Source organism: Ventrimonas faecis (genome assembly GCF_040096075.1).
Taxonomy (GTDB): Bacteria; Bacillota; Clostridia; order Lachnospirales; family Lachnospiraceae; genus Brotaphodocola; species Brotaphodocola faecis.
In genome coordinates this window covers 1-23546 of the sequence record NZ_JBBMFJ010000025.1, presented here as the reverse complement: position 1 = coordinate 23546, position 23546 = coordinate 1, and the positions used below count along the sequence as shown (strand labels likewise).

Sequence of the window (23546 nt, the reverse complement as noted above, 5' to 3'; positions counted from 1 at the left end):
ATTTACCTATGCCTCTGGTTTTCTCTCCTTATAGCCAAGTGCCTGCTCCAGAGCTTCCTTCTCTTCCGCACCAAGCAGAACCTCGGTTTCGCCACGCTCCACATCCTTCAGGTACAGATAACACCCCTCCCGGCTATGAACTGAATTCAGCACAAAACCAGTGTTGGTATAATCCAGCATAGCCAGGGCAAAGCTCAAATTTCCACCCATACCTTTAAACGCGTTATACTTCACAATTCCAATTTTCTGGAATGCGGCACGGCTGTTTTTGTTGGCCGTACGGATAGAATCCTTATTATAACGGTCCTGGGACTGCAAATCAATGATGGCATTCATCTGATCCACAATCATATTTTCCATGGTTTCCGCGTCTTTTCCCCGCATAAAGAGGTCATACCGGCGGTAAAGCTTTCTCATGTTAATCAGGCACAACACCGTCACAACCAACAGAATCAGGGTCAAAACCGCCGATGCGATCAGCAGATACACCGGATCAAACCCCAGATTATTTAAAATACTTCCTTCCATATTAATACATTCCTGTCCTTCCGTTTTTCACTATACCGGCTGGATAGATTCAATCAGTTCTACAAGACGCTCCAGCTCTGCCTCGGAGTAATACTCAATTTCAATTTTACCCTTGGACTTATCCTTTCGGCTGATATTAACCTTGGTTCCCATAACGGTTTTCATCCGGTTTTCCATGTCCTGAAATACCAGCTCAACTGCTTCATCCACCTGGGATTTTTTCTTTTCCTTTTTCTCTTTACCCAGCAGCTTCACTGCCTTTTCTACCTCGCGGACGCTCATGCGCTCCGCTTCAACCTTCTTTGCCAGCTCCAGCTGCTGGTATGGATCTGCCACAGCCAGAAGTGCTCTTGCATGTCCGCTGGCAATGCGTCCTTCTACCAGCATCTGCTGTACCTCCGGAGCCAGATTTAACAGACGCATACTGTTGGTAATGGTGGTACGGTTCTTGGAAACCCGTTCCGCAATTTCCTCCTGCTTTAAGGAAAACTCCTGCATCAGGCGCTGATAAGCACGTGCCTCCTCAATTGGATTTAAATCTTCCCGCTGCACATTCTCAATCAGCGCAATCTCCATGGCCTGCTGTGGACTGTACTCCCGGATTACAACCGGAATGGTCTTCAATCCGGCCAGTTTTGCGGCTCTCCATCTTCGCTCACCGGCAATGATCTCGTAGCTCTCGCCCTTTTTCTGAACCAGAAGCGGCTGTAACACACCATATTTTCGAATAGAATCTGCCAGTTCCTCCAGCTGTTCCTGATCAAATGCTTTTCTCGGCTGATCCTGATTCGGTTCGATTTCAGAAACCTTCAGTTCCAGTTCGGTCTGAGCCGGCTCTTCCTGTTCCGGCTTTACTGCGAATGAAGATGCAGATTTTACGGTTTCTTCGGTTTTTTCAGAAACTTTTTCGATTTTGCGCAGCGGTTCTGCTGTTATCTGCTTTTCGCTTTCCTGCGCCTTCTGATTCAAATCCGTGTTTTTTACTTTTCCAACCTCAGAGTCGGATTTTTCTGTAGATTTTTTCTCATTCTTTTTCTGTGTTCTTGCGCTGTTTTTTTCAACAATCCGATCGGCACCATTTGCCATTTTTCTGTCGGCTGCTTTTTCTTCCGCAATTACTTCTTCTATGGTATCCTCGCCAAACAATGCGCCGAGTCCTCTTCCTAATCCTCTTTTTGCTCCTGCCATCTCTATTCTTCCCCTCTGCTAATTACTTCTGCTGCCAGCATCCGATAACTCTCCGCTCCGGTCGAACGTGTATCATAAATATTGATCGGCTTACCATGGCTTGGTGCCTCTGCCAGTCTTACGTTTCTTGGAATGATAGTTTTGTAAATATTCTTATTTAAATGTGCTTTTACATTTTCAACCACCTGCAGAGACAAGTTGGTTCTCGCGTCATACATGGTAAAGACAACGCCTTCCAGTTGCAGCTGCGGATTCAGTTTTTTCTTTACCAGTTCCACGGTCTGTAAAATCTGGCTTAATCCTTCCAGTGCATAGTATTCACACTGAATTGGCACTAATACTGTATTTGCTGCAGTCAGTGCGTTGATTGTCAAAAGGCTCAGGGACGGCGGGCAGTCAATGATAATATAGTCATAATTGTTCTCTACCTTCTCCAGTTCTGTTCTGAGCAACGATTCCTTGTTTGGAACATCCAGAAGCTCAATCTCCGCTCCTGCAAGATTTACATCCGAAGGAAGTACATCCAGATTCTCCTGAACCTCCTTAATAATACATTCCTCCAACGTGCATTCCCCGACTAACAATTCATATACCGTCTTGTCCATATAGCCTTTTTCAAAGCCCAGACCGCTGGTTGCATTTCCCTGCGGATCAAAATCCACCGCCAGGACCTTCTGTCCCGCTTCTGCCAAACACGCAGATAAATTAATCGCTGTCGTGGTTTTTCCCACGCCACCCTTCTGATTTGCAATTGCAATGATTCTTCCCATAGTATCATCCTTTATCATTCTGTTTTGTAACTGTTCCGTATCTCCCAGTCACATCATTTCATTTTTAGCAATGAAATTAGTATAGCACACTTTTTTTGCTTTTCCTATTCTTTGTCTTAAAATGTATCGGTAAAAATACATTTTTTTGTGTTTTTTCCATGTTTCACGTGAAACATCTATTTTAGCATCCCTGTTTCATATTTTTATTTGCGCAATTTCGATGTTTCACGTGAAACATCTTTTTCATATTATAATTCCGGTTCTGTATTTTTCTTGCATCTTTTACGAAATAATACTATACTAGTAACTGTTCAGTACCCTCACAGTTACGGGCAAAAATCCATTAAAAATTGCCTTCGGCAATGGGATTTTTGCCTGCAAGCCCATGTTTTCATACGGTCAGCGCAGTGAATGCGCAGACCTACTGAACAGTTACCTATACTAAACATATGCAAAACATATGTCTTTGCAAGGCAAAAAAGGAGGTACTATGAAAGCCAAAAACAAATTACTCACGCTCCTTATTCTTTCTGCCGGCGCTGCTGTCACCACGGCAGCTATCAACAAAGCAATTCAGGTCTCTGCCGTTTCTAAAAATCTGCTGGCAGAACCAGAACCGCTCTGTTTCAAATGGCGTCTCGGTAATGTTTATTATACAAAAGAAGGAACCGGAAAACCGCTTTTGCTCATTCATGATTTGGATACCATGACCTCTGGTCATGAGTGGAAACAGCTAATTCCACTTCTTCGTAACGAATATACGATTTATACCATTGATCTGCTTGGATTCGGCCGCTCCGAAAAAGCTAACATGACATACACGAATTTTCTGTATGTCCAGATGATCTCCGACTTTATTAAATCCGAGATTGGACACCGGACCAGCATTATTACATCTGGCGAAGCAGCTTCCATCCCACTGATGGCATGCGCCAATAATCCAGATCTCTTTGATCAGATCATGGCCATTAATCCACTCAGTCTGCTTGACTTCAGTTCCATTCCTGGCAAAACTGCCAAAATGTATAAGTGCATGATTGAGCTTCCTATTATTGGAACGCTCCTGTATCACATTGCAAGCAGTAAAAAAATGATCACAGAAGAACTGGTAACAAAGAAACTTTTCAATCCATATTCTGTGAAATCCAGCTATATAGATGCCTGCTATGAAGCCGCCCATCTCGGTGCTTCTCCAAAATCGACATTTGCTAGCATCCGCTGTAACTACACCAAATGTAATCTGGTAAATGCACTAAAGAAAATTGATAATAGTATTTATCTCGTTGGTGGTTCCTGTGTAGAAAATATAGAAGATCGTTTAAATGAATATAAGGATTATAACTCTTCTATCGAAATAGTCCTTGTTCCAAAGGCGAAGGGACTTCCGCATCTGGAGCAGCCAGAAAAAATTGCAGAACTTGTAAAGACATATTTTTGTTAAACGATCATTGTAATTCTTACTCATGTTTCACGTGAAACATTTTATATTTATGCTGTTTTACCATGCAACGATGTTTCACGTGAAACATGGGTTTTATTTTACCAAGAAAAGGAGACATTTCATATGATTCAGTTCAATCACTTTAATTTCAACGTTTTAAACCTGGAGAAAAGCCTGAAATTCTACAAAGATACGCTGAACCTGGAGCCGGTCCGCGAAAAAGAGGCTGCTGATGGTTCCTTTAAACTGGTCTATCTCGGTGACGGCACCAGTGATTTCACTCTGGAGCTCACCTGGCTCCGCGACCGCACTGAACCATACAATCTCGGCGAATGTGAATTCCATCTTGCGTTCGTAACCGACGAATATGAAAAGCTATATGAGCAGCATAAACAGCAGGGCGTCATCTGCTACGAAAACAAAGCCATGGGAATCTACTTCATCTCCGATCCGGACGGCTACTGGATTGAGATTGTGCCCGCGAAATAAAAATCAGGGGACGGAATCAATAAAAGGGCCGGGCGTACGAGGAATTGCATTCTTACATTTTCACATATCCGTTGTTTGCTTGCTTTCGCTGACACGAGTTCGCTTGTGTCGGATTAACATCCGCCACATTCGGACGCGTGTGCTCAAGATGCAAACACCTGGATATGCAGAAAATTCCAGAATCCAATTCCACGCACGCCCTACTTTATTGTCTCCGCCAGGAAAAGAATAGTGGCTGCAAGCATGTATTGACTTTGCTCAAAAAGTAAAAACGCAATCGGAACGGTACTGATAAAGCCAGATACTTCAAGCTTCATCAGTACCGTTCTTGTTGCGTTTATTATTATCGTAGAATAGCCAGTAAAGTAGAAGTTTCGGGAACACCATGAAGAATAAGCAGCACATTGGAATTTTCCTCGTACGCGAGCATAGCGTCAGACCGGAGACCCTTGTCTGAGCACGCAAGGCGTGCGAGTTTGGGTCGCAGGTTTGACAATAGGCGGCGGAGCGCACGAGGTACAAAATTCCACTTAGTGCTGCGTTTCTGTATGGTGTTCCCGGAACTTCGGACCTTATTAGCTATTCCTTTAAATTGCTATTTACTTCCCGATCGGTTCTTTCGACGGCACACCTGCTTTTCTCGGATATTTTTTCGCCGTTTTCACAATCTTATCAATCACCACTAGGCTTCGTTCTGCTTCAGCTCCGGTCAGTTCGAAGCGGATCACATCCGCAATGCTTCCGCCAAGACTCTCGATTGCCTTTGTTCCCTGCTCCAGTTCCTCGTCGATTTTACCGGATTTATACGGAACAAACGCACCCCCTACCTTTACAAACGGCAGGCAGTATTCAGAAAGTGTTGCCGCATTGGCCACGGCACGGGATACACAGTAATCATACTGCTCCCGGTATTTTGCATCCCGTCCAAAGTCCTCTGCTCTTCCGTGAATCGTCTCCACATTCTGAAGTCCCAGCTGGCTGATCACTTCGTTTAAGAATTTAATTCGCTTATTCAGAGAATCCAGCAGTGTAATCTTCAGATTCGGAAATGCGATTTTTAACGGAAGTCCCGGAAAACCTGCACCGGTTCCCACATCGATTGCCGATATCTTTCTTCCATCCTGAAGCGGCACTGCCTTTACCAGAGCCAGACTGTCAATAAAGTGCTTGCTTACCACTTCCTCCAGTTCCGTAATTCCGGTCAGATTCATCACCTTGTTCCATTCCACCAGCAACTCATAGTAGTGGTAAAACTGCTCCATCTGCTGTTCTGACAACGAAATCCCCAGCTCCCGGGTTCCCTCCGTCATCTTATCCACAAAAACCTGTTCCATAATCCCTCCTATGTGGAATATATTTATTTTGAATGCCGCATCTGCTCCAGATGTACCAGGAGCACCGAAATATCAGCCGGGGACACACCGGAAATACGGGATGCCTGCCCAATGGACGCCGGCTTGTACAGATTCAGCTTCTGCACAGCCTCGCGCCGCAGGCTGTTTACCGTACTGTAATCAAAATCCGGATCCAGTTTCTTCTTCTCCAGCTTCTTAAACTGTGCCACCTGCTGCTGCTGCCGCTTTAAGTATCCTTCATATTTAATATTTATGTTAACCTGTTCTGCTGTATCATAAGAAAGCTCCGGCCGTTTCTCATCAATTTCAGTTAACATAAAATAGTCAAGTTCTGGCCTACGCACCAGCTCTGCCAGGGTTGCTCCCGTCTTTAACGCGGTACTTCCGTGACGTTCCAGAAACGCCTGTGTCTTCGGATTGGCACCTACATTGGTCTTCTCCAGACGTTCTACCTCTGCCTGGATATCTTTTTCCTTCTGAAGCACTTTTGCATAGGTCTCATCATCCACCAGACCAATCTCATGGCCGATTCCGCGCAGGCGCAGATCTGCGTTGTCCTGACGCAGAAGTAAGCGGTACTCTGCCCGGGAAGTCATCATACGGTAGGGTTCATGGTTCTCCTTAGTTACCAGATCATCAATCAGAACACCGATATACGCCTGAGAGCGGTCCAGAATCACCGGTTCCCGTCCCAGTACCTTCATAGCTGCGTTTACACCTGCCATGAAGCCCTGTACCGCTGCCTCCTCATAACCGGAGCTTCCGTTAAACTGGCCGCCGCTGAACAGTCCCTCGATGGCCTTAAACTCCAGAGACAGCTTTAACTGTCTTGCATTGATGCAGTCATACTCAATTGCGTAAGCATTTCGCACGATCCGCACATGCTCCAGCCCCGGCACGGTGCGGTACATGGCATACTGCACATCCTCCGGCAGAGAGCTGGACATGCCGCCCAGATACATCTCGTTCGTGTAAAGTCCCTCCGGCTCAATAAATACCTGATGGCGGGTCTTATCCGGGAATTTTACAACCTTATCCTCAATGGACGGGCAGTAACGCGGGCCGGTTCCCTCAATCGCGCCGGAAAACAGCGGGGAACGGTCCAGATTATCGCGGATGATCTGATGCGTTTCCTCGTTGGTATAGGTCAGCCAGCAGGAAACCTGCTTCTTCTGCACCGACTCCGGATCCGTAGAAAAGGAAAACGGAACTACACGCTTATCTCCAAACTGCTCTTCCATCTTGGAGAAATCAATGCTGCGGCGGTCTGCCCGGGCCGGAGTTCCGGTCTTGAAGCGGAACATTTCAATTCCGTTTGCGATCAGGGAATCCGTCAGATGATTGGCCGGCTGCAGGCCATTCGGGCCGGTGGCATTGCTGACATCACCGTAGATGCAGCGTGCCTTTAAGTACGTTCCGGTGGCCAGTACCACAGCCTTTGCGTGATACACTGCCCCGGAGTAGGTCTTCACACCGGTAATCCTGTGATCTTCCACAATAATTTCAGAAACCTCCGCCTGGCGGATCGTCAGGTGATCCGTATTCTCCAGCGTATGACGCATCTGACGGCTGTAATCCTGCTTGTCTGCCTGCGCACGCAGGGAATGGACCGCCGGTCCCTTAGACTCATTTAACATTTTAGACTGGATAAAGGTCTTATCAATATTTTTTCCCATCTCGCCGCCCAGGGCGTCCAGTTCCCGAACAAGATGGCCCTTGGAGCTTCCTCCGATATTCGGGTTGCAGGGCATCAGGGCAATGCTGTCGACACTCACTGTAAACACAATGGTCTCCAGCCCCAGTCTTGCGCAGGCCAGTGCTGCCTCGCATCCTGCATGACCGGCACCGACCACTACAACATCATATGATTCTTCTAAATATGGCATAATTCTATTCCTTCCAGCTTTGCTGCAATTTTTTCCGACAGCCAGACTGTCTGCGTAATGCTTTCCAGACAGCCTGGCACCCTTGCATTCCTTTGTATACTATTTACCCATACAGAATTTTCCAAAAATCTCATTGACCAGATCATCTTCCACCGCTTCTCCAATGATTGTTCCAAGCTGCTCGTACGCATCCATCAGGTCAATGGTCAGAAAATCCTCCGGCATCTGATTTTCAATACTCTGTTTTACCATATACAGGCTGTTCAACGCATTCTGAAGCGCTGTCTTGTGCCGCACATTGGTAATCAGGACTTCATCATTAAAATCGATGCTTCCTTCATAAAAGAGATTCTGAATCGTTTTCTCCAGTTTGTCAATACCGGTCTCCTCTTTTGCAGAAATGGAAATCACCGTCTTTCCGGTCTTCTCCTGCAAAAGTTCCTCGCTGATCACCGTTTCCAGATCTGTCTTGTTTAACAGCACTACTGCCTTCCGGTCACGGATCAGGTCCATGATCTGGGCATCATTCTCATCCAGCTCCCGGGAACCATCCACAACATAAATGATCAGGTCCGCCTCATCTGCTGCCACCTTTGCCCGGTTCACACCGATCTGCTCCACCACATCATCAGTTTCCCGGATGCCGGCCGTATCAATGATATTTAAACTGATGCCATGCATGCGGATATGCTCTTCCAGCGTATCCCGGGTCGTTCCGGCAATATCCGTCACAATGGCGCGCTCCTCGCCAAGAAGTACATTCATCAAAGAAGATTTTCCCGCATTCGGCTTACCCAGGATTACCGTACGAATTCCCTCAGAAACCACTCTTCCGCTGTCCGCGGAGCGTACCAGCCTTTCCATCTCTCCGGTCATATCATCCAGCTTTCCGGATAATTCCGCCTCATATCCATCCAGGGAAATATGCTCCGGATCGTCTAACGCCGACTCAATAAACGCGATCTGATACAGAATCCGCTTCCGTAAATCCTTCACTTTTTTCGATACAGAGCCCTTTAACTGGCTCACGGAACTTTTCACCGCATAGTCATTCTGCGCGTTGATCACATCAATCACGGCCTCTGCCTGGGACAGATCGATCCGTCCGTTTAAAAAGGCCCGTTTGGTAAATTCTCCCGGCTCCGCCGGTCTTGCTCCATATTTGATTACTGTTTCCAGTATTTTTTTCATCACCAGGACACCGCCGTGGCAGTCAATCTCCACCGTGTCTTCCGCTGTGTAGCTGTGCGGTCCCCGCATCAGCATCACCAGCACCTCATCCAGCATCTCATCTCCGTCATGGATCATTCCATAATAGATCCGGTGGGATGGTGCCGTATTCAGATCAAAATTTGCCTTCTTTCCTGCAAAAATCCGGCTCACAATGGAAACCGCCTGGTCTCCACTCACCCGGATGATTCCGATTCCGGAACTGCTCATGGCCGTTGCAATGGCCGCAATGGTATCTGAACTTCTGTCTTTCAGCATGTTTTCCCTTTCATCCTGTTAACAGCAAAAACGGGTGTCAGGTGGTGGTCAAACCACTACCAGACACCCGTTCTGATGTGCTGCATTAAGCTCTGTTTTTACGCCTCATTTTCTGGTGCTGCTTCTTTCTTTTCAGCTGCAGCCTCTGCCTTTGGCGCTTTGTTCTCCGCGTTTCTGTTTCTTCCGCGATTATCACGGCGGGAACCGTAACGCTCTTTTCTTCCGCCTGCCGGAACCTCTTTCTTTAAAGAAATTACCACATGACGGAACGGATCCTCACCCTCACTCCGAGTCATAACATATTTGTCGTTCTGAAGTGCGGAGTGAATAATTCTTCTCTCATACGGATTCATCGGCTCTAAGGATACCGGATGCTTGGTCCGTTTTACCTTGTAGGAAATGTTCTTAGCCAGAGTCTCCAGCGTTTCTTTTCTTCTCTCACGGTAATTCTCGGTATCAAGCTTCACTCTTAAGTAGCCTTCGGTCTCCTTGTTTACCACAAGGCTTACCAGATACTGTAAGGAATCCAGAGTCTGTCCGCGCTTTCCAATGAGGATTCCCATGTCGTCACCCTCCATGGAAACCAGAAGTTCCCGGTCACTGGCATTGTATACTGTCTCAATGGAAACCTGCATACCCATAGCGCCAAATACCTGATCCAGGAATTCCTTCGCAGCCTTTTTCACTGCTTCCTCGTTGATCTTCACTGCTTTTTTCGGAGCTTCCTCTGCCGGAATCTCTTTGACTGCCTCCGGTGCTGCTTTCACAGCCTCATGCTTTACTGCCGGCTTCTCAGAAACCGGTGCTTTCGGAGCCGGAGCTGCTGCCTTTGCGGCTTCCGCTTTCTTTGCAGCCTCTGCTTTTTTAGCAGCTTCTGCCGCTGCGGCCTTTCTGGCCTCCTCGGCTTTTTTCGCCTCTTCCGCTTTCTTTGCTTCTGCGGCTTTTTTTGCCTCCAGCTTTTTCGCCTCGGCTGCTGCCTTCTCCTCCGCCTCGCTCATTACATAAGCACGGATGATACAGGGTTTCTTACCAAAGATGCCAAGCAGACCTGCGCTCTCCTTCTGTACCACTTCATAATGAAGATGCTCACTGGTCGTCTGCAGCTCAATCAATGCTTTTGTGATTGCCTCGTCCAATGTACTGGCAGAGATTGTAATCTTTCCATCCATGGTGCTACCCCCTTATTTATTGTTGTGTTTTTCGTTGTATCTGGCAACCATGTTGGCCTTGGATGCCAGACTGCCCGGCTTCGCATCCTTATTGTAATAGCTGTTGGACGCCTCCACCTGCTTTTTGCTCTTTTCAAGCTTCTCAGCGCGCTCCGCCTCTTCCCGTTCCTGAACTGCCTGCATATGCTTTAAGCTTGCAGTCGCGTTCTGGTTTACCTTCTGCGGCGGAAGGCCTTTTTTCGCGCGTTTCTTGTTTGCCTTTTCCACGTTCTTGCGGATCAGCTCGTCCATATCTACCTTATTCAGGTAAGAGTTTACAACCAGCTGCTGCAGTAACTGGAAGGTACTGCTGGCTACCCAGTAGATACCGATTGCTGCCGGGAAGGTAAAGCAGAAAAATACAGACATCAGCGGCATGGTTACATTCATGCTCTGCATCATCTGGGAGCCCATATCTTCCTCATTATTCTTCTTCGGCTGGGTTGCCATCATCAGCTTGGTGCTGGCGTACTGGGTCAGACCTGCCAGGATCGGGATCAGCCATGCCAGGTTCGGCACAAAGCTTCCGTTAAACGGGTTGGATGCCAGATTGATGCCCAAGAAAGTGTTCATTCTCTCGATGGTAGCTGCATTGTTTGAAATCACATCTGCCGCATTCGGGAATGCGGAAGCCAGATCTCCCCACTGAGCCGGATTCAGCTTGTAGAGAATATCAACCATCTTGTTGGCCAGAGCCTCACCGCTCACGCCGGTTAAGTCCCCGATCGGGTTAATGCCTGTTAACGAGATATTGTGGTCCGTCGCAAACTGAAGCAGATTTGCCGCAGCGCCCTCGCTCAGGGCAGACGCGGAAGAAGTTCCGGTCAGTGCGTAAACCACATTCATAAAATGTTCCTTTACCGGCATCACATAAGCCGGGATGCAATAGATCACGCGGTACAGCGCAAACAGGATCGGCATCTGGATCACAAGCTGGAGACATCCTCCGGTCATGGATGTGCCGTATTTCTCATAGACAGCCTTTGTCTCCACATTCATCTTCATCATGGAGTCGTTGTCTTTTTTGCCCTTATACTTTGCCTGAATAGCCTGAAGCTCAGGCTGCATGACAGCCATCAGCTTGGAGGCTTTCTGTTGCTTGATCGTCATAGGGAACATCAGTAATTTCACAACCAGGGTAAATAAAATAATGGATAAACCGATGTTAAGCACACCAAAGGAATTGGTGAACGTAACGAGTACATTCAGGATCCATCCCAGAATCTGGGAGATCGGACCAAGAATCGCCCCATGAACCTTCGTTAATACTAAGAAATCCAATGTGCTACCTCCTCATGTGTTACGGAACTGGATCATAACCGCCTTCTGCCCATGGATGACACCGCAGTATCCTCTTCACAGACAACCATAAACCTTTCACCACGCCGTACCTGGTAAGTGCCTCAATGGCGTATTGGGAGCACGTAGGCGTGTAAATACAGTGAGTTCTTACTTTTAACGGGGACAAAAAAATCTGATACCCGCGTATCATTAATATAAGAAGCTTTTTGATCAAACCTGCAATTCTGTTAATCATATTCTCACTTCGATTCTTTTTTTATGTTATGCAGTCCGCACAGGTGCATAAATGCACGCTCAATTGTCTTATAATCTGAGTCTTTTGCGGCAGCGCGCGCTACCACGATGATGTCTAATCCCTCTTCCAATGTGTCCCTGTTCAGCCGGAAACTCTCCCGCACCAGCCGGGCCAGGTGATGTCTCACCACGCTGTTTCCAACTTTTTTACTGACTGAGATTCCAATCCGGGACTGGGTTTTCTCAGTTTTTCTTACATACATGACCAACTGTCGGTTGGCATAGGATTTCGCAGTGCGGTAAATTGCCTGGAAATCAGAATTTTTCTTAATACTCGGAAATCGTTTCATCTCTTTACCATCTTATTATAATACAAAAGGCCACAATTTCTTGTGACCTTGATTCATTAAGCGGATAATTTCGCTCTTCCCTTTGCTCTTCTTGCAGCTAATACTTTTCTTCCACCTGGAGTACTCATTCTAGCTCTGAAGCCATGAACTTTGGATCTCTGTCTGTTCTTCGGCTGGAAAGTCATCTTCATGTTGCGGCACCTCCTTCTTTACATCGCTTATTTGATTGAACACATTACGACTATTTTAATTAAACATCTTCTCAATTATATAGAATTCATGCGGGTTCGTCAAGCCTTTTCTTTAAAAAGAATACACGGAAAATCCACAAAAAATCAAAGTTTGCAAAACGCTGCACACATACCAGGTGTTGATATTGTGAATAAGTTATCCACAAGTTGTGGATAAGTCTGTTGATAATTTTCACAAAACGGCTAAGATTTTTCGGTTTTCATTGAAAATCAGCGGTTTATGGTATACAATGTTTCTAGATTGGGTGCTTTCGCGTATCCACAAACAGGCCCATTTTTTTCCACACAGCCTGTGGATAGATTGATTAAATACAGGAGACTGAACGAATGTTAGAAACACTGAAAGAAAAATGGAATGAGATACTGAAATATTTAAAAGAAGAATATGACATCTCCGATGTCTCCTTTGACACCTGGCTTCTTCCATTAGAAGTTTATGCCCTGGAGCAGCCGGGAAACATTGTAAAGATCATCGTGCCGGATGCCAATTTTCTCGGATACATTAAGAAGAAATACAGCACCATGCTCATGGTATCCATCGCGGAAGTCACCGGCATCAAGTGTGATTCCGTCCAGTTTCTTGTGGAAGAAGACATTGTTCCGGAGCCTGCTGCCACAAACCAGCTCATCCAGAACAACACCAACACCGTCAGCCTGGCTACCTTACAGAATGCCAACTTAAACCCGAAGTACACCTTCGATACCTTCGTGGTCGGTGCCAACAACAACCTGGCCCACGCCGCATCCCTGGCTGTGGCCGAGTCTCCGGGTGAGATTTACAACCCGCTTTTTATTTACGGAGGCGTAGGTCTGGGCAAAACGCATCTGATGCACTCCATCGCGAACTTCATCTTAAAGAACAACCCGAAGGCCAAGATCCTTTACGTGACTTCCGAGAAGTTCACCAACGAGCTGATCGATGCGATCCGTAACAAAAACAACATTTCCACCACGGAATTCCGCGAAAAATACCGCAACAACGATGTCCTTCTAATCGATGATATCCAGTTCATCATCGGTAAGGAAAGTACCCAGGAGGAATTTTTCCACACCTTCAATGCGCTTCACGAAGCCAAAAAGCAGATCATCATTTCGTCCGATAAACCGCCGAAAGAGATCGAAACTCTGGAAGAACGGCTGCGCTCCCGTTTTGAGTGGGGCCTGACCGTAGACATCCAGTCCCCGGACTACGAAACCCGAATGGCAATTCTCCGCAAAAAAGAAGAAATGGAAGGTTACAATATAGATAATGAAGTAATCAAGTACATTGCCACCAACATCAAGTCCAATATCCGTGAGCTGGAAGGCGCTCTCACCAAGATCGTTGCCCTTTCCAAGCTGGAGAAAAACCGTGAGATCGACATTGAACTGGCTGAAAAAGCACTGAAAGATATCATTGCGCCGGGTGACAAACAGGAAGTGACCCCGGAATTCATCATCCAGATCGTTGCCGATCATTTTAACCTTACTCCGCTTGATATCATGTCCGCGAAGCGCAGCAAGGAAATCGTTTACCCACGCCAGATCGTCATGTATCTGTGCCGCACTATGACAGAAACCGGCCTTCAGAATATCGGCAAGGCGCTGGGCGGCCGTGACCATACTACCATTTTGCACGGCATCAAGACCATCAGTGCAGACCTGGAGAAGAATCCGTCCCTCCAGAACACCATTGATATCCTGAAGAAAAAGATCAGTCCGCAGTAGCATTTGGTTGACATAAAACATGGAGCCGCCTGCTTTCCCACTTATTCACATTTTTCTGTGGAAAAGCGGTGGATTCTCTGTGGGCAGCCTGTGGATGATTTTCAGGACAATTTTCTTCATTTTTTCACATGTGGATAACCTCCCGATCATCCAGAAGATTCAGGAGAGTTTTCAACAGCCTTATTCACTCCCCAAAATCCTTTTATTTTCTGGGCTGAACAGGCTTTTACACAAATCCACATCCCCTACTACGATTACGACGGAATTTTATTTTATATATCTTTAAAAAGACTCTGAACCGACAGAAAGGAAGTTATCAACATGAAGCTCGAATTCAAGAAAGATGCTCTCTTAAATGGAATCAACATTGTATCCAAGGCGATTCCTTCCAGAACGACCATGTCGATCCTCGAATGCATTCTCATCGACGCCGATGCCAGCGAAATCAAGCTCACCGGAAACGATATGGAGCTGGGAATTGAGACCAAAGTAGAAGGTTCCGTCCTGGAGCGAGGCAAAATTGCACTGGAAGCAAAGCTTTTTTATGAAATTATCAGAAAATTACCGGACGGAGACACCCCGGTAGTCATTACGTCTGACAATCGTTTCAATACCGTCATCGAATGTGAGAATGCAGTATTCAATATTCAGGGCCGCGACGGCGAAGAATTTTCCTATCTTCCTTACATTGAGCGCAACCAGCACATCAGTCTGACCCAGTTTACCTTAAAAGAGGCGATCCGTCAGACCATTTTTTCCATCTCTCCGAATGACAGCAACAAGATGATGGCAGGCGAACTTCTGGAAGTAAAAGATGATTTTCTCAAGGTGGTTTCCCTGGACGGACACCGGATCTCCATCCGCAACATTCAGTTAAAGGAACATTATGATAACCATAAGGTTATAGTACCGGGCAAAACCCTCTCCGAGATCAGCAAGATTCTGACCGGTGACAACGAGAAGGAAGTTCTTATTTATTTCAGCAAAAATCACATTTTGTTCGAATTTGACGATACGGTTGTGGTTTCCCGCCTGATCGACGGAGAGTATTTCAAGATTGACCACATGCTTTCCAGTGACTATGAGACCCGCGTGAAGTTAAACAAGCGTGATTTCATGGACAACATTGACCGCGCCATGATCCTGATCCGCGACAGCGACAGAAAGCCGATCATCATGAATGTGGAAGACAACAACGTGAATATGAAGGTGAAATCTGCCTTCGGTTCCATGAATGCCAATGTACCGGCGCACAAATCCGGCAAGGACATCATGATCGCGTTCAACCCGAAATTCCTGTTAGATGCGCTTCGCGTCATCGACGATGAGGATGTGGAGCTTTATATGATGAATCCGAAGTCCCCATGCTTCATCAAGGACGAAGAGGGAACCTACATCTATCTGATCCTGCCTGTAAACTTTATCAACGAGGCATAACACGGCGTTTAGAAAGGAAAATTATGGAAACCATTAAATTAAGAGACGAATATATCAAGCTGGGCCAGGCTTTAAAGGCAGCCGGCTTATGCGAATCCGGCGTAGATGCCAAGTACGCCATTGAGGACGGCCTGGTAAAGGTAAACGGAAACGTAGAGTATCAGCGCGGCAAAAAACTCCGCGACGGAGATGAAGTAACCTTTCAGGGAGAGACCATTCGGATTACATTATGATCATAGAGTCCATTGAGCTTCAGAATTACCGGAATTACGACCAACTACATATGGAATTTTCACCGGGTACCAATATCCTTTACGGAAACAATGCCCAGGGAAAGACGAACATTCTGGAGGCTGTCTATGTCTGCTGCACCACTAAGTCCCACCGCGGCAGCAAGGACCGGGAGATGATCCGCTTCCAGAACGATGAATCCCACATCAAGCTGACGGTGCGAAAGCGCGATGTGCCCTATCGCATCGACATGCACTTAAAGAAAAACAAAGCCAAGGGCGTGGCCATTAACGGGATTCCCATCCGCAGGGCCAGTGAATTGTTTGGCATTGTGAATGTGGTATTCTTTTCGCCGGAGGATTTAAACCTGATCAAAAACGGTCCGGCGGAGCGGCGTAAATTCATTGATCTGGAGTTATGCCAGTTAAACAAGCTGTACGTCCATTCCCTGGTGTCCTACAACCGGGTCCTGCTGCAGCGCAACAAACTGCTCAAGGAGCTGTTCTTCCATCCGGAGTATGAGGAAACACTGGATGTGTGGGATATGCAGCTGGTACAGTATGGAAAAGAAGTGATCCGGTTCCGGGAGGAATTTATCGGACAGCTCAATGAGATCATCTGTGAGATCCACCGGAAACTGTCTGGCGGCAAAGAAACCTTAAAGATCGTGTACGATCCCAACTCTGCGGCAGAAGATCTGGAGGCTGGCCTTGCGAGAAGCCGCAGTCAGGATGTGAAGCAGAAGACAACCCTTGTGGGCCCGCACCGGGATGACATCGGATTTTATATCGGTGACATTGACATCCGGAAGTTTGGTTCCCAGGGCCAGCAGCGTACCGCGGCGCTTTCCTTAAAGCTTGCGGAGATTGAGCTGGTAAAGAAACTAGTGCGCGATTATCCCATCCTGCTTCTCGATGATGTGCTCTCAGAGCTGGACGGGGAGCGGCAGAATCATCTTCTGTCTGCTATTGACCACATCCAGACCATGATCACCTGTACGGGACTGGAAGATTTTGTAAACAACCGTTTTCAGATGGATAAGCTGTTTTGCGTTGTAAACGGAACGGTGACCAGCGAAAACTGATGATATATTTTTTATTTTTTGACTAGGAGGAAACAACATGAGTGCAGAATACGGAGCAGACCAGATTCAGATTCTGGAAGGGCTGGAAGCGGTCCGGAAGAGACCTGGTATGTACATTGGCAGCACTTCGTCCAGGGGCCTGCATCACCTGGTTTATGAGATTGTAGATAATGCAGTAGATGAAGCCCTGGCTGGCTACTGTGACCGGATTGACGTCACCATCCATGAGGACAATTCCATCACAGTACTGGATGATGGACGCGGCATTCCGGTCGGCATTCAGAAAAAAGCCGGAATCCCGGCGGTGGAGGTTGTCTTTACCATCCTGCATGCCGGCGGCAAATTCGGCGGTGGAGGATACAAGGTATCCGGCGGCCTGCATGGCGTAGGCGCGTCTGTTGTAAATGCCCTTTCCACCTGGCTGGAGGTTCGCGTTTACCAGGACGGCAAGATTTACCAGCAGCGCTATGAGCGGGGCAAGGTCATGTACCCGTTAAAAGTAGTCGGTGAGTGCCCGGCAGACAAACATGGAACCGAGGTTCATTTCCTTCCGGATCCGGAAATCTTTGAGGAGACCGTGTATGACTTTGAGGTTCTGCGCATCCGTCTTCAGGAGACTGCGTTCTTAACCAAGGCCTTAAAGATCACCTTAAAGGATGAGCGCGAGGAGAAAAAAGAAAAGGTATTCCATTATGAGGGCGGCATCCAGGAGTTTGTCACCTATTTAAACAAGGGTAAGGCAGCGCTTTACAACAATGTCATTTACTGTGAGGGAACCCGCGACGGTGTGTTTGTTGAGGTTGCCATGCAGCACAACGATTCCTATACCGAGAATATTTATACCTTCGTTAACAACGTCAATACACCGGAGGGTGGTACGCATCTGGCAGGTCTGAAAAATGCCCTGACCAAGACCATCAACGATTACGCCCGCAAGAATAAGCTTTTAAAGGACAGCGAGCCGAACTTAAGCGGTGAGGATATCCGTGAGGGCTTAACCGCTATTGTCAGCATCAAGATCGAAGAGCCGCAGTTTGAGGGCCAGACTAAGCAGAAGTTAGGAAACAGCGAGGCTATGGGAGCGGTAAACAGCATCGTCAGTGAGCAGCTTACCTATTTCCTGGAGCAGAATCCGGCAGCAGCCAAAACCATCTGTGAGAAATCGGTTCTGGCACAGCGTGCCCGTGCGGCAGCAAGAAAGGCCCGCGATTTAACCAGAAGAAAAACTGCCTTAGAAGGCATGGCACTTCCTGGCAAGCTGGCAGACTGCTCTAATAAAGATCCGGAAAAATGCGAGATCTTTATCGTAGAGGGAGATTCCGCAGGCGGTTCTGCAAAGACTGCCCGCTCCAGAGATACCCAGGCCATCCTTCCGCTGCGAGGCAAAATCTTAAACGTAGAGAAGGCGAGACTGGATAAGATCTATGCCAACGCCGAGATCAAAGCCATGATCACCGCCTTTGGTACCGGAATTCACGATGATTTCGATATTTCCAAGCTGCGTTACCACAAGATCATCATCATGACCGATGCGGATGTGGACGGCGCGCATATCAGCACCCTGATGCTGACCTTCTTATACCGCTTCATGCCGGAGCTGATCAGGCAGGGACATGTATACCTGGCACAGCCGCCGTTATACAAGCTGGAGAAGAACAAGAAGATCTGGTATGCCTACAGTGATGAAGAGCTGGCCCAGATCATCAAGGAAGTCGGCCGTGATAATAACAATAAGATCCAGCGATACAAAGGTCTGGGTGAGATGGACGCAGAGCAGCTCTGGGAGACTACTATGGATCCGGAGCGCCGTATCCTCCTGCGCGTCAACATGGACGATGATGTGGCATCCGAACTGGATCTGACCTTCACCACCTTAATGGGCGATCAGGTTGAGCCGCGCCGTGAGTTCATTGAGGCCAACGCGAAATACGTACAGAACCTGGATATCTGATGCAGCATGGGAACATGCGGCAGGAAAGCGTGGCAGCATGCGCTTTCTGATGGAATGAGACAACAAGGAGAACAATATGGAACCAAATATTTTTGATAAAGTTCATGATATAGACTTGAAATCCACCATGGAAAAGTCCTATATCGATTATGCCATGAGCGTTATCGCGGCCCGCGCCCTGCCGGATGTGCGGGATGGTTTAAAGCCGGTTCAGCGCCGTGTGCTTTACTCGATGATCGAGCTGAACAACGGACCGGATAAGCCTCACAGAAAATGCGCGCGTATCGTCGGCGATACCATGGGTAAATATCACCCGCACGGTGACAGCTCCATTTATGGAGCTCTTGTAAATATGGCGCAGGAATGGTCTACCCGTTATCCGCTGGTAGACGGTCATGGAAACTTTGGTTCCGTGGACGGCGATGGCGCTGCAGCCATGCGATACACCGAGGCCCGCTTAAGCAAGATCTCCATGGAGATGCTGGCAGACATCGGAAAAGATACCGTAGACTTTATCCCGAACTTCGATGAGACTGAGAAAGAGCCGGTTGTTCTTCCGTCCAGATACCCGAACCTTCTGGTAAACGGCACCACCGGTATCGCAGTCGGCATGGCTACCAATATCCCGCCGCACAATCTGCGTGAGGTCATTGGTGCTGTGGTAAAGCTGATCGACAACCGCATTGAGGAGGACCGTGACACCACTCTGGAAGAAATTCTGGAAATCGTAAAAGGACCAGATTTCCCGACTGGCGCTACCATTCTTGGCAAGGCCGGCATTGAGGAAGCTTACCGTACCGGCCGCGGCAAAATCCGTGTGCGTGCGGTATCCGATATCGAGACTCTGCCAAATGGCAAGAGCCGCATTGTGGTAACTGAGCTTCCATATCTGGTAAATAAGGCAAGACTGATCGAAAAGATTGCAGAGCTGGTGAAGGAAAAACGCGTGGACGGCATCACCGACCTGCGTGATGAGTCCGACCGTCAGGGCATGCGCATTGTCATTGAGCTGCGCCGTGACGTGAACGCCAATGTCATCTTAAACCAGTTGTTAAAGCACACCCAGCTGCAGGATACCTTTGGTGTCATCATGCTGGCCCTGGTCAACAACGAGCCGAAGGTCTTAAATCTTCTGGAGATGCTGAAATATTACCTGCAGCATCAGGAAGACGTCGTGACCCGCCGGACCAAATATGACTTAAACAAGGCAGAGGAGCGCGCTCACATTTTACAGGGCTTGCTGATCGCGTTAGACCACATTGATGAGGTCATCCGCATCATCCGTGGTTCTGAAAATGTTCAGATCGCGAAGCAGCAGTTGATGGAGCGCTTCGGCTTAAGCGATGCCCAGTCCCAGGCTATCGTAGACATGCGTCTGCGTGCGCTGACCGGTCTGGAACGCGAGAAGCTGGAAAATGAATATAAAGAGTTAATGGCAAAGATCGAGGAGTTAAAGGCTATCCTTGCTGATGAGAAAAAGCTGCTTGGCGTCATCCGCGAAGAAATCCTTGTCATCTCCGATAAATATGGTGATGACCGCAGAACCGCCATTGGTTTCGATGAGTTCGATATGTCCATGGAGGATCTGATCCCGAATGAGAACACCATTGTGGCTATGACAAAGCTCGGCTACATCAAGCGCATGAGCGTGGACAACTTTAAGAACCAGAACCGCGGCGGCAAGGGCATCAAGGGCATGCAGACCATCGATGAGGATTACATTGAGGATCTGCTGTTAACCAAGACCCATAACTACATCATGTTCTTTACCAACAAGGGCCGTGTATACCGCCTGAAGGCATACGCAATCCCGGAGGGCAGCCGTACAGCCCGCGGAACCGCCATCATCAATCTCCTGCAGCTTCAGCCGGAGGAGAAGATTACGGCGATCATTCCGGTGAAGGAATACCATGAGACGGATTATCTGTTTATGGCTACCCGTGGCGGCATGGTCAAGAAGACTCCGGTGAAGGAATATGAGAATGTCCGTAAGAATGGCCTGCAGGCCATTGTCCTGAAGGACAATGATGAGCTGATCGAGGTAAAGGCAACGGATAACACCAAAGATATCTTCCTGGTAACGAAGAAGGGCCAGTGCATCCGGTTCCATGAAACCGATGTACGTGTGACCGGACGTGTTTCCATGGGTGTCATTGGCATGAAGTTAAATGAGGGTGATGAAGTTGTCGGCATGCAGATGGATACCCAGGGCGAAAAGCTTCTGATCGTATCGGAGAACGGCATGGGCAAGCGCACACCGATTGAGGAGTTTACAGCCCAGAACCGCGGTGGTAAGGGCGTGCTCTGCTATAAGATCACTGAGAAGACCGGAGATATCGTAGGAGCAAAACTGGTACACGATGATCACGACATTATGATGATTACCAATGAAGGCGTTGTGATCCGTATTTCTGTGGAAGATATTTCTGTGATCGGAAGAAATACCTCCGGTGTGAAGCTGATGAACATCGACCAGAATTCCGATATCCGCGTGGCAAGCATTGCGAAGGTACGCGATGATGGAGAAAAGTCTGAGGGAGATGGCATTGAGGAGCTGGAGCTTTCTGAGGAACATCCGGAAGAAACAAAGGAACAAAATGAGCAGTAATTTATAAAGGCAACGAAGGGGACATGCTGCCGGCTGTTTTGGCAGCTGGCGCCATGTCCCTTTTTTGTGCACATTGAGGGAGGCGCCAGCAGCGCGTCCGCTGATTTTATTTCTGAAATAGAAATGCTTGTGAAAAGGAGCGGTCAGGAAACATGTTGAGAACAGTAAATGTAAAAGAAGTTACGGCTGCGATTAAGGAAATGTGTATCGAGGCAAACCATTTCCTGTCAGAGGATATGGCAGCACGCATGAAGAAAGCGGTTGAGGAAGAACAGTCTCCTCTTGGAAAACAGATTTTAACCCAGCTGCAGGAAAATCTGCAGATCGCGGGAGATGATATGATCCCAATCTGTCAGGATACCGGTATGGCAGTGGTCTTTATCAAAGTTGGGCAGGAAGTCCATTTCGAGGGAGGCAGCCTGACAGATGCCATCAACCAGGGCGTCCATGACGGTTATGTAGATGGCTTTTTAAGAAAGTCTGTTGTGAAAGATCCGATTCTCAGGGAAAACACAAAGGACAATACTCCGGCTATCATTCACTATGAAATCGTGGAGGGAGACCAGATCGACATTACCCTGGCGCCGAAGGGCTTTGGCAGTGAGAATATGAGCCGTGTATTCATGCTGAAACCTGTAGATGGCATTGAGGGTGTTAAGAACGCCATTCTGACCGCGGTTAAGGATGCAGGTCCGAATGCCTGCCCGCCTATGGTCGTGGGTGTCGGCATCGGCGGCACATTTGAAAAGTGTGCCATCATGGCAAAGCATGCCCTTACCAGAAACTTAAACGAGCATTCGGATATTCCGTATGTAGCAGATCTGGAAAAAGAGATGCTGGAGCGGATCAATGGCCTTGGAATCGGACCAGGCGGACTGGGCGGCACGGTAACAGCGCTCTCTGTTAATGTAGAGACTTACCCGACCCATATTGCCGGACTCCCGGTAGCCATTAATATCTGCTGTCACGTAAACCGCCACGCACACCGTGTATTATAGAAGGAGATTCCTATGGACAGAAAAATTCAGGTACCGATCAGCAAAGAAGATGCAAAGAGTCTGAGAGCGGGAGACTATGTATACCTGACTGGAACCATCTATACCGCAAGAGATGCTGCTCATAAACGGATGCAGGAGGCACTGGATGCAGGGCAGCCACTTCCCATTGAAATGGACCGCAATGTTATCTATTATATGGGACCATCCCCGGCAAGAGAGGGAAGACCCATCGGTTCCGCCGGCCCGACTACTGCAAGCCGTATGGATAAGTATGCGCCGAAACTGATTGATCTGGGACTGGGAGCTATGGTTGGAAAAGGAAAACGCAGCCAGGCAGTCATTGATGCCGTAGTGAGAAATGGCTGTGTGTACTTTGCTGCGGTAGGCGGGGCCGGCGCGCTGCTTTCCAAACGCATTCTTTCTTCTGAGGTTGTTGCCTATGACGATCTTGGAACAGAAGCAATCCGCAGACTGGAAGTAGAAGATTTCCCGGTTATTGTTGTGATTGATTCTGAGGGCAATAACCTGTATGAAACCGCAATTCAGCAGTACGCGAAAAAAAATTAAAAATGTGGTTGACAAAGTAATACTCGTACTATATAATAGGCTATGCGTCTGAAAACGCAAGTGGACAGCGCAAAATCATATGGAATTATGAAATTCGGAGAAATACTCAAGAGGCCGAAGAGGCGCCCCTGCTAAGGGTGTAGGTCGGGCAACCGGCGCGAGGGTTCAAATCCCTCTTTCTCCGCTCAATTCCAGATGATTCTTTTTTTCTCAGAAGGACAAAGCGTCTAAAAAGAAAAATAAAAAAGTTGTTGACAAACGCGTGAACATCTGGTAAGATATAACACGCTGCTGAAAACAGCAAAGCGAATCTGAAAAGATTCAAAAAGAAAATAAAAAAGTTGTTGACAAAGCGAAAACGATGTGATAGAATATTGAACGTTGCCGCTGAGAACAGCAACAACATGAACCTTGAAAATGAAAGATTGAACAGTGTTTAAAACCCTGAAAATTCTAATAAAAAAGAGTCCTGG

General features: G+C 47.6%; 21 protein-coding genes and 1 tRNA gene. 11 read left to right on the top strand and 11 right to left on the bottom strand.

The window, feature by feature from the left end:
- Positions 1-6: 6 nt before the first annotated feature.
- Genes WMO41_RS11640 through WMO41_RS11630 form a run of 3 tightly spaced genes read right to left on the bottom strand, consistent with a single transcriptional unit; the run spans position 7 to position 2486 of the window.
- Complete coding sequence (locus tag WMO41_RS11640) at positions 7-528, bottom strand: DUF4446 family protein (RefSeq protein WP_177292540.1); 522 nt, start codon at positions 526-528, stop codon at positions 7-9.
- A gap of 30 nt (positions 529-558) precedes the next feature.
- Positions 559-1716, bottom strand: coding sequence for a ParB/RepB/Spo0J family partition protein (locus tag WMO41_RS11635; protein ID WP_349229885.1), 1158 nt, complete (start codon positions 1714-1716; stop codon positions 559-561).
- 2 nt (positions 1717-1718) lie between these two features.
- Positions 1719-2486 carry a ParA family protein gene (locus WMO41_RS11630; RefSeq protein WP_349229910.1) on the bottom strand — a complete coding sequence of 256 codons (768 nt, stop codon included), beginning with the start codon at positions 2484-2486 and terminating at the stop codon, positions 1719-1721.
- Between the two features lie 490 nt (positions 2487-2976).
- On the opposite strand from WMO41_RS11630, the gene WMO41_RS11625 reads away from it, so the two are divergent.
- Both WMO41_RS11625 and WMO41_RS11620 read left to right on the top strand, forming a co-directional pair.
- Positions 2977-3927, top strand: coding sequence for an alpha/beta hydrolase (locus WMO41_RS11625; RefSeq protein WP_349229884.1), 951 nt, complete (start codon positions 2977-2979; stop codon positions 3925-3927).
- 123 nt (positions 3928-4050) lie between these two features.
- The gene (locus WMO41_RS11620) at positions 4051-4416 is read left to right on the top strand and encodes a VOC family protein (RefSeq protein WP_177292536.1); all 366 of its coding nucleotides are present in this window, start codon (positions 4051-4053) and stop codon (positions 4414-4416) included.
- A gap of 599 nt (positions 4417-5015) precedes the next feature.
- On the opposite strand, the gene rsmG is transcribed toward WMO41_RS11620, so the two are convergent.
- From rsmG to rpmH, 8 genes are all read right to left on the bottom strand, one after another.
- Positions 5016-5750, bottom strand: a complete 735-nt coding sequence (gene rsmG / locus WMO41_RS11615) for a 16S rRNA (guanine(527)-N(7))-methyltransferase RsmG (RefSeq protein ID WP_349229883.1) — start codon at positions 5748-5750, stop codon at positions 5016-5018.
- Between the two features lie 23 nt (positions 5751-5773).
- Entirely contained in the window at positions 5774-7657 is a 1884-nt protein-coding gene (gene mnmG / locus WMO41_RS11610) for a tRNA uridine-5-carboxymethylaminomethyl(34) synthesis enzyme MnmG (RefSeq protein ID WP_349229882.1), read from the bottom strand.
- A 99-nt stretch (positions 7658-7756) separates the two neighbouring features.
- Positions 7757-9145 carry a tRNA uridine-5-carboxymethylaminomethyl(34) synthesis GTPase MnmE gene (gene mnmE, locus WMO41_RS11605; protein WP_349229881.1) on the bottom strand — a complete coding sequence of 463 codons (1389 nt, stop codon included), beginning with the start codon at positions 9143-9145 and terminating at the stop codon, positions 7757-7759.
- Between the two features lie 98 nt (positions 9146-9243).
- Entirely contained in the window at positions 9244-10314 is a 1071-nt protein-coding gene (gene jag, locus WMO41_RS11600; RefSeq protein WP_349229880.1) for an RNA-binding cell elongation regulator Jag/EloR, read from the bottom strand.
- A 12-nt stretch (positions 10315-10326) separates the two neighbouring features.
- Entirely contained in the window at positions 10327-11634 is a 1308-nt protein-coding gene (locus tag WMO41_RS11595; protein WP_349229879.1) for a YidC/Oxa1 family membrane protein insertase, read from the bottom strand.
- Between the two features lie 19 nt (positions 11635-11653).
- A complete protein-coding gene (gene yidD, locus WMO41_RS11590; RefSeq protein WP_118733949.1) occupies positions 11654-11890 on the bottom strand; it encodes a membrane protein insertion efficiency factor YidD in 237 nt (78 codons plus the stop codon).
- Positions 11891-11894: 4 nt separating this feature from the next.
- On the bottom strand, positions 11895-12239 hold the full coding sequence (gene rnpA, locus WMO41_RS11585; protein WP_177292222.1) for a ribonuclease P protein component: 345 nt from the start codon (positions 12237-12239) through the stop codon (positions 11895-11897).
- Between the two features lie 56 nt (positions 12240-12295).
- Positions 12296-12430, bottom strand: a complete 135-nt coding sequence (rpmH, locus tag WMO41_RS11580) for a 50S ribosomal protein L34 (RefSeq protein WP_118532075.1) — start codon at positions 12428-12430, stop codon at positions 12296-12298.
- Positions 12431-12817: 387 nt separating this feature from the next.
- On the opposite strand from rpmH, the gene dnaA reads away from it, so the two are divergent.
- From dnaA to WMO41_RS11535, 9 genes are all read left to right on the top strand, one after another.
- Entirely contained in the window at positions 12818-14197 is a 1380-nt protein-coding gene (dnaA, locus tag WMO41_RS11575) for a chromosomal replication initiator protein DnaA (RefSeq protein ID WP_349229878.1), read from the top strand.
- Between the two features lie 321 nt (positions 14198-14518).
- Entirely contained in the window at positions 14519-15634 is a 1116-nt protein-coding gene (gene dnaN / locus WMO41_RS11570) for a DNA polymerase III subunit beta (RefSeq protein WP_349229877.1), read from the top strand.
- A 23-nt stretch (positions 15635-15657) separates the two neighbouring features.
- Positions 15658-15867, top strand: a complete 210-nt coding sequence (locus WMO41_RS11565; protein ID WP_118532081.1) for an RNA-binding S4 domain-containing protein — start codon at positions 15658-15660, stop codon at positions 15865-15867.
- Positions 15864-16949 (top strand): DNA replication/repair protein RecF, encoded by a 1086-nt coding sequence (gene recF / locus WMO41_RS11560; protein WP_177292219.1) that lies wholly within the window; start codon positions 15864-15866, stop codon positions 16947-16949. The genes WMO41_RS11565 and recF overlap by 4 nt, the downstream gene beginning before the upstream one ends.
- Before the next feature lie 37 nt (positions 16950-16986).
- Positions 16987-18900, top strand: a complete 1914-nt coding sequence (gene gyrB / locus WMO41_RS11555) for a DNA topoisomerase (ATP-hydrolyzing) subunit B (RefSeq protein ID WP_349229876.1) — start codon at positions 16987-16989, stop codon at positions 18898-18900.
- Between the two features lie 76 nt (positions 18901-18976).
- Entirely contained in the window at positions 18977-21508 is a 2532-nt protein-coding gene (gene gyrA / locus WMO41_RS11550) for a DNA gyrase subunit A (protein ID WP_349229875.1), read from the top strand.
- A gap of 152 nt (positions 21509-21660) precedes the next feature.
- The gene (locus WMO41_RS11545) at positions 21661-22506 is read left to right on the top strand and encodes a fumarate hydratase (RefSeq protein ID WP_435436259.1); all 846 of its coding nucleotides are present in this window, start codon (positions 21661-21663) and stop codon (positions 22504-22506) included.
- 12 nt (positions 22507-22518) lie between these two features.
- Positions 22519-23073 (top strand): Fe-S-containing hydro-lyase, encoded by a 555-nt coding sequence (locus tag WMO41_RS11540; protein ID WP_349229874.1) that lies wholly within the window; start codon positions 22519-22521, stop codon positions 23071-23073.
- 96 nt (positions 23074-23169) lie between these two features.
- Positions 23170-23257 (top strand) — tRNA-Ser (locus tag WMO41_RS11535).
- Positions 23258-23546 lie beyond the last annotated feature (289 nt).

Excerpts from the sequence above, each read along its gene's own strand:
- WMO41_RS11640 (WP_177292540.1), bottom strand. The coding sequence starts at position 528 with ATGGAAGGAAGTATTTTAAATAATCTGGGGTTTGATCCGGTGTATCTG.
- WMO41_RS11635 (WP_349229885.1), bottom strand. The coding sequence starts at position 1,716 with ATGGCAGGAGCAAAAAGAGGATTAGGAAGAGGACTCGGCGCATTGTTT.
- WMO41_RS11630 (WP_349229910.1), bottom strand. The coding sequence starts at position 2,486 with ATGGGAAGAATCATTGCAATTGCAAATCAGAAGGGTGGCGTGGGAAAA.
- WMO41_RS11625 (WP_349229884.1), top strand. The coding sequence starts at position 2,977 with ATGAAAGCCAAAAACAAATTACTCACGCTCCTTATTCTTTCTGCCGGC.
- WMO41_RS11620 (WP_177292536.1), top strand. The coding sequence starts at position 4,051 with ATGATTCAGTTCAATCACTTTAATTTCAACGTTTTAAACCTGGAGAAA.
- rsmG (WP_349229883.1), bottom strand. The coding sequence starts at position 5,750 with ATGGAACAGGTTTTTGTGGATAAGATGACGGAGGGAACCCGGGAGCTG.
- mnmG (WP_349229882.1), bottom strand. The coding sequence starts at position 7,657 with ATGCCATATTTAGAAGAATCATATGATGTTGTAGTGGTCGGTGCCGGT.
- mnmE (WP_349229881.1), bottom strand. The coding sequence starts at position 9,145 with ATGCTGAAAGACAGAAGTTCAGATACCATTGCGGCCATTGCAACGGCC.
- jag (WP_349229880.1), bottom strand. The coding sequence starts at position 10,314 with ATGGATGGAAAGATTACAATCTCTGCCAGTACATTGGACGAGGCAATC.
- yidD (WP_118733949.1), bottom strand. The coding sequence starts at position 11,890 with ATGATTAACAGAATTGCAGGTTTGATCAAAAAGCTTCTTATATTAATG.
- rnpA (WP_177292222.1), bottom strand. The coding sequence starts at position 12,239 with ATGAAACGATTTCCGAGTATTAAGAAAAATTCTGATTTCCAGGCAATT.
- rpmH (WP_118532075.1), bottom strand. The coding sequence starts at position 12,430 with ATGAAGATGACTTTCCAGCCGAAGAACAGACAGAGATCCAAAGTTCAT.
- dnaA (WP_349229878.1), top strand. The coding sequence starts at position 12,818 with ATGTTAGAAACACTGAAAGAAAAATGGAATGAGATACTGAAATATTTA.
- dnaN (WP_349229877.1), top strand. The coding sequence starts at position 14,519 with ATGAAGCTCGAATTCAAGAAAGATGCTCTCTTAAATGGAATCAACATT.
- WMO41_RS11565 (WP_118532081.1), top strand. The coding sequence starts at position 15,658 with ATGGAAACCATTAAATTAAGAGACGAATATATCAAGCTGGGCCAGGCT.
- recF (WP_177292219.1), top strand. The coding sequence starts at position 15,864 with ATGATCATAGAGTCCATTGAGCTTCAGAATTACCGGAATTACGACCAA.
- gyrB (WP_349229876.1), top strand. The coding sequence starts at position 16,987 with ATGAGTGCAGAATACGGAGCAGACCAGATTCAGATTCTGGAAGGGCTG.
- gyrA (WP_349229875.1), top strand. The coding sequence starts at position 18,977 with ATGGAACCAAATATTTTTGATAAAGTTCATGATATAGACTTGAAATCC.
- WMO41_RS11545 (WP_435436259.1), top strand. The coding sequence starts at position 21,661 with ATGTTGAGAACAGTAAATGTAAAAGAAGTTACGGCTGCGATTAAGGAA.
- WMO41_RS11540 (WP_349229874.1), top strand. The coding sequence starts at position 22,519 with ATGGACAGAAAAATTCAGGTACCGATCAGCAAAGAAGATGCAAAGAGT.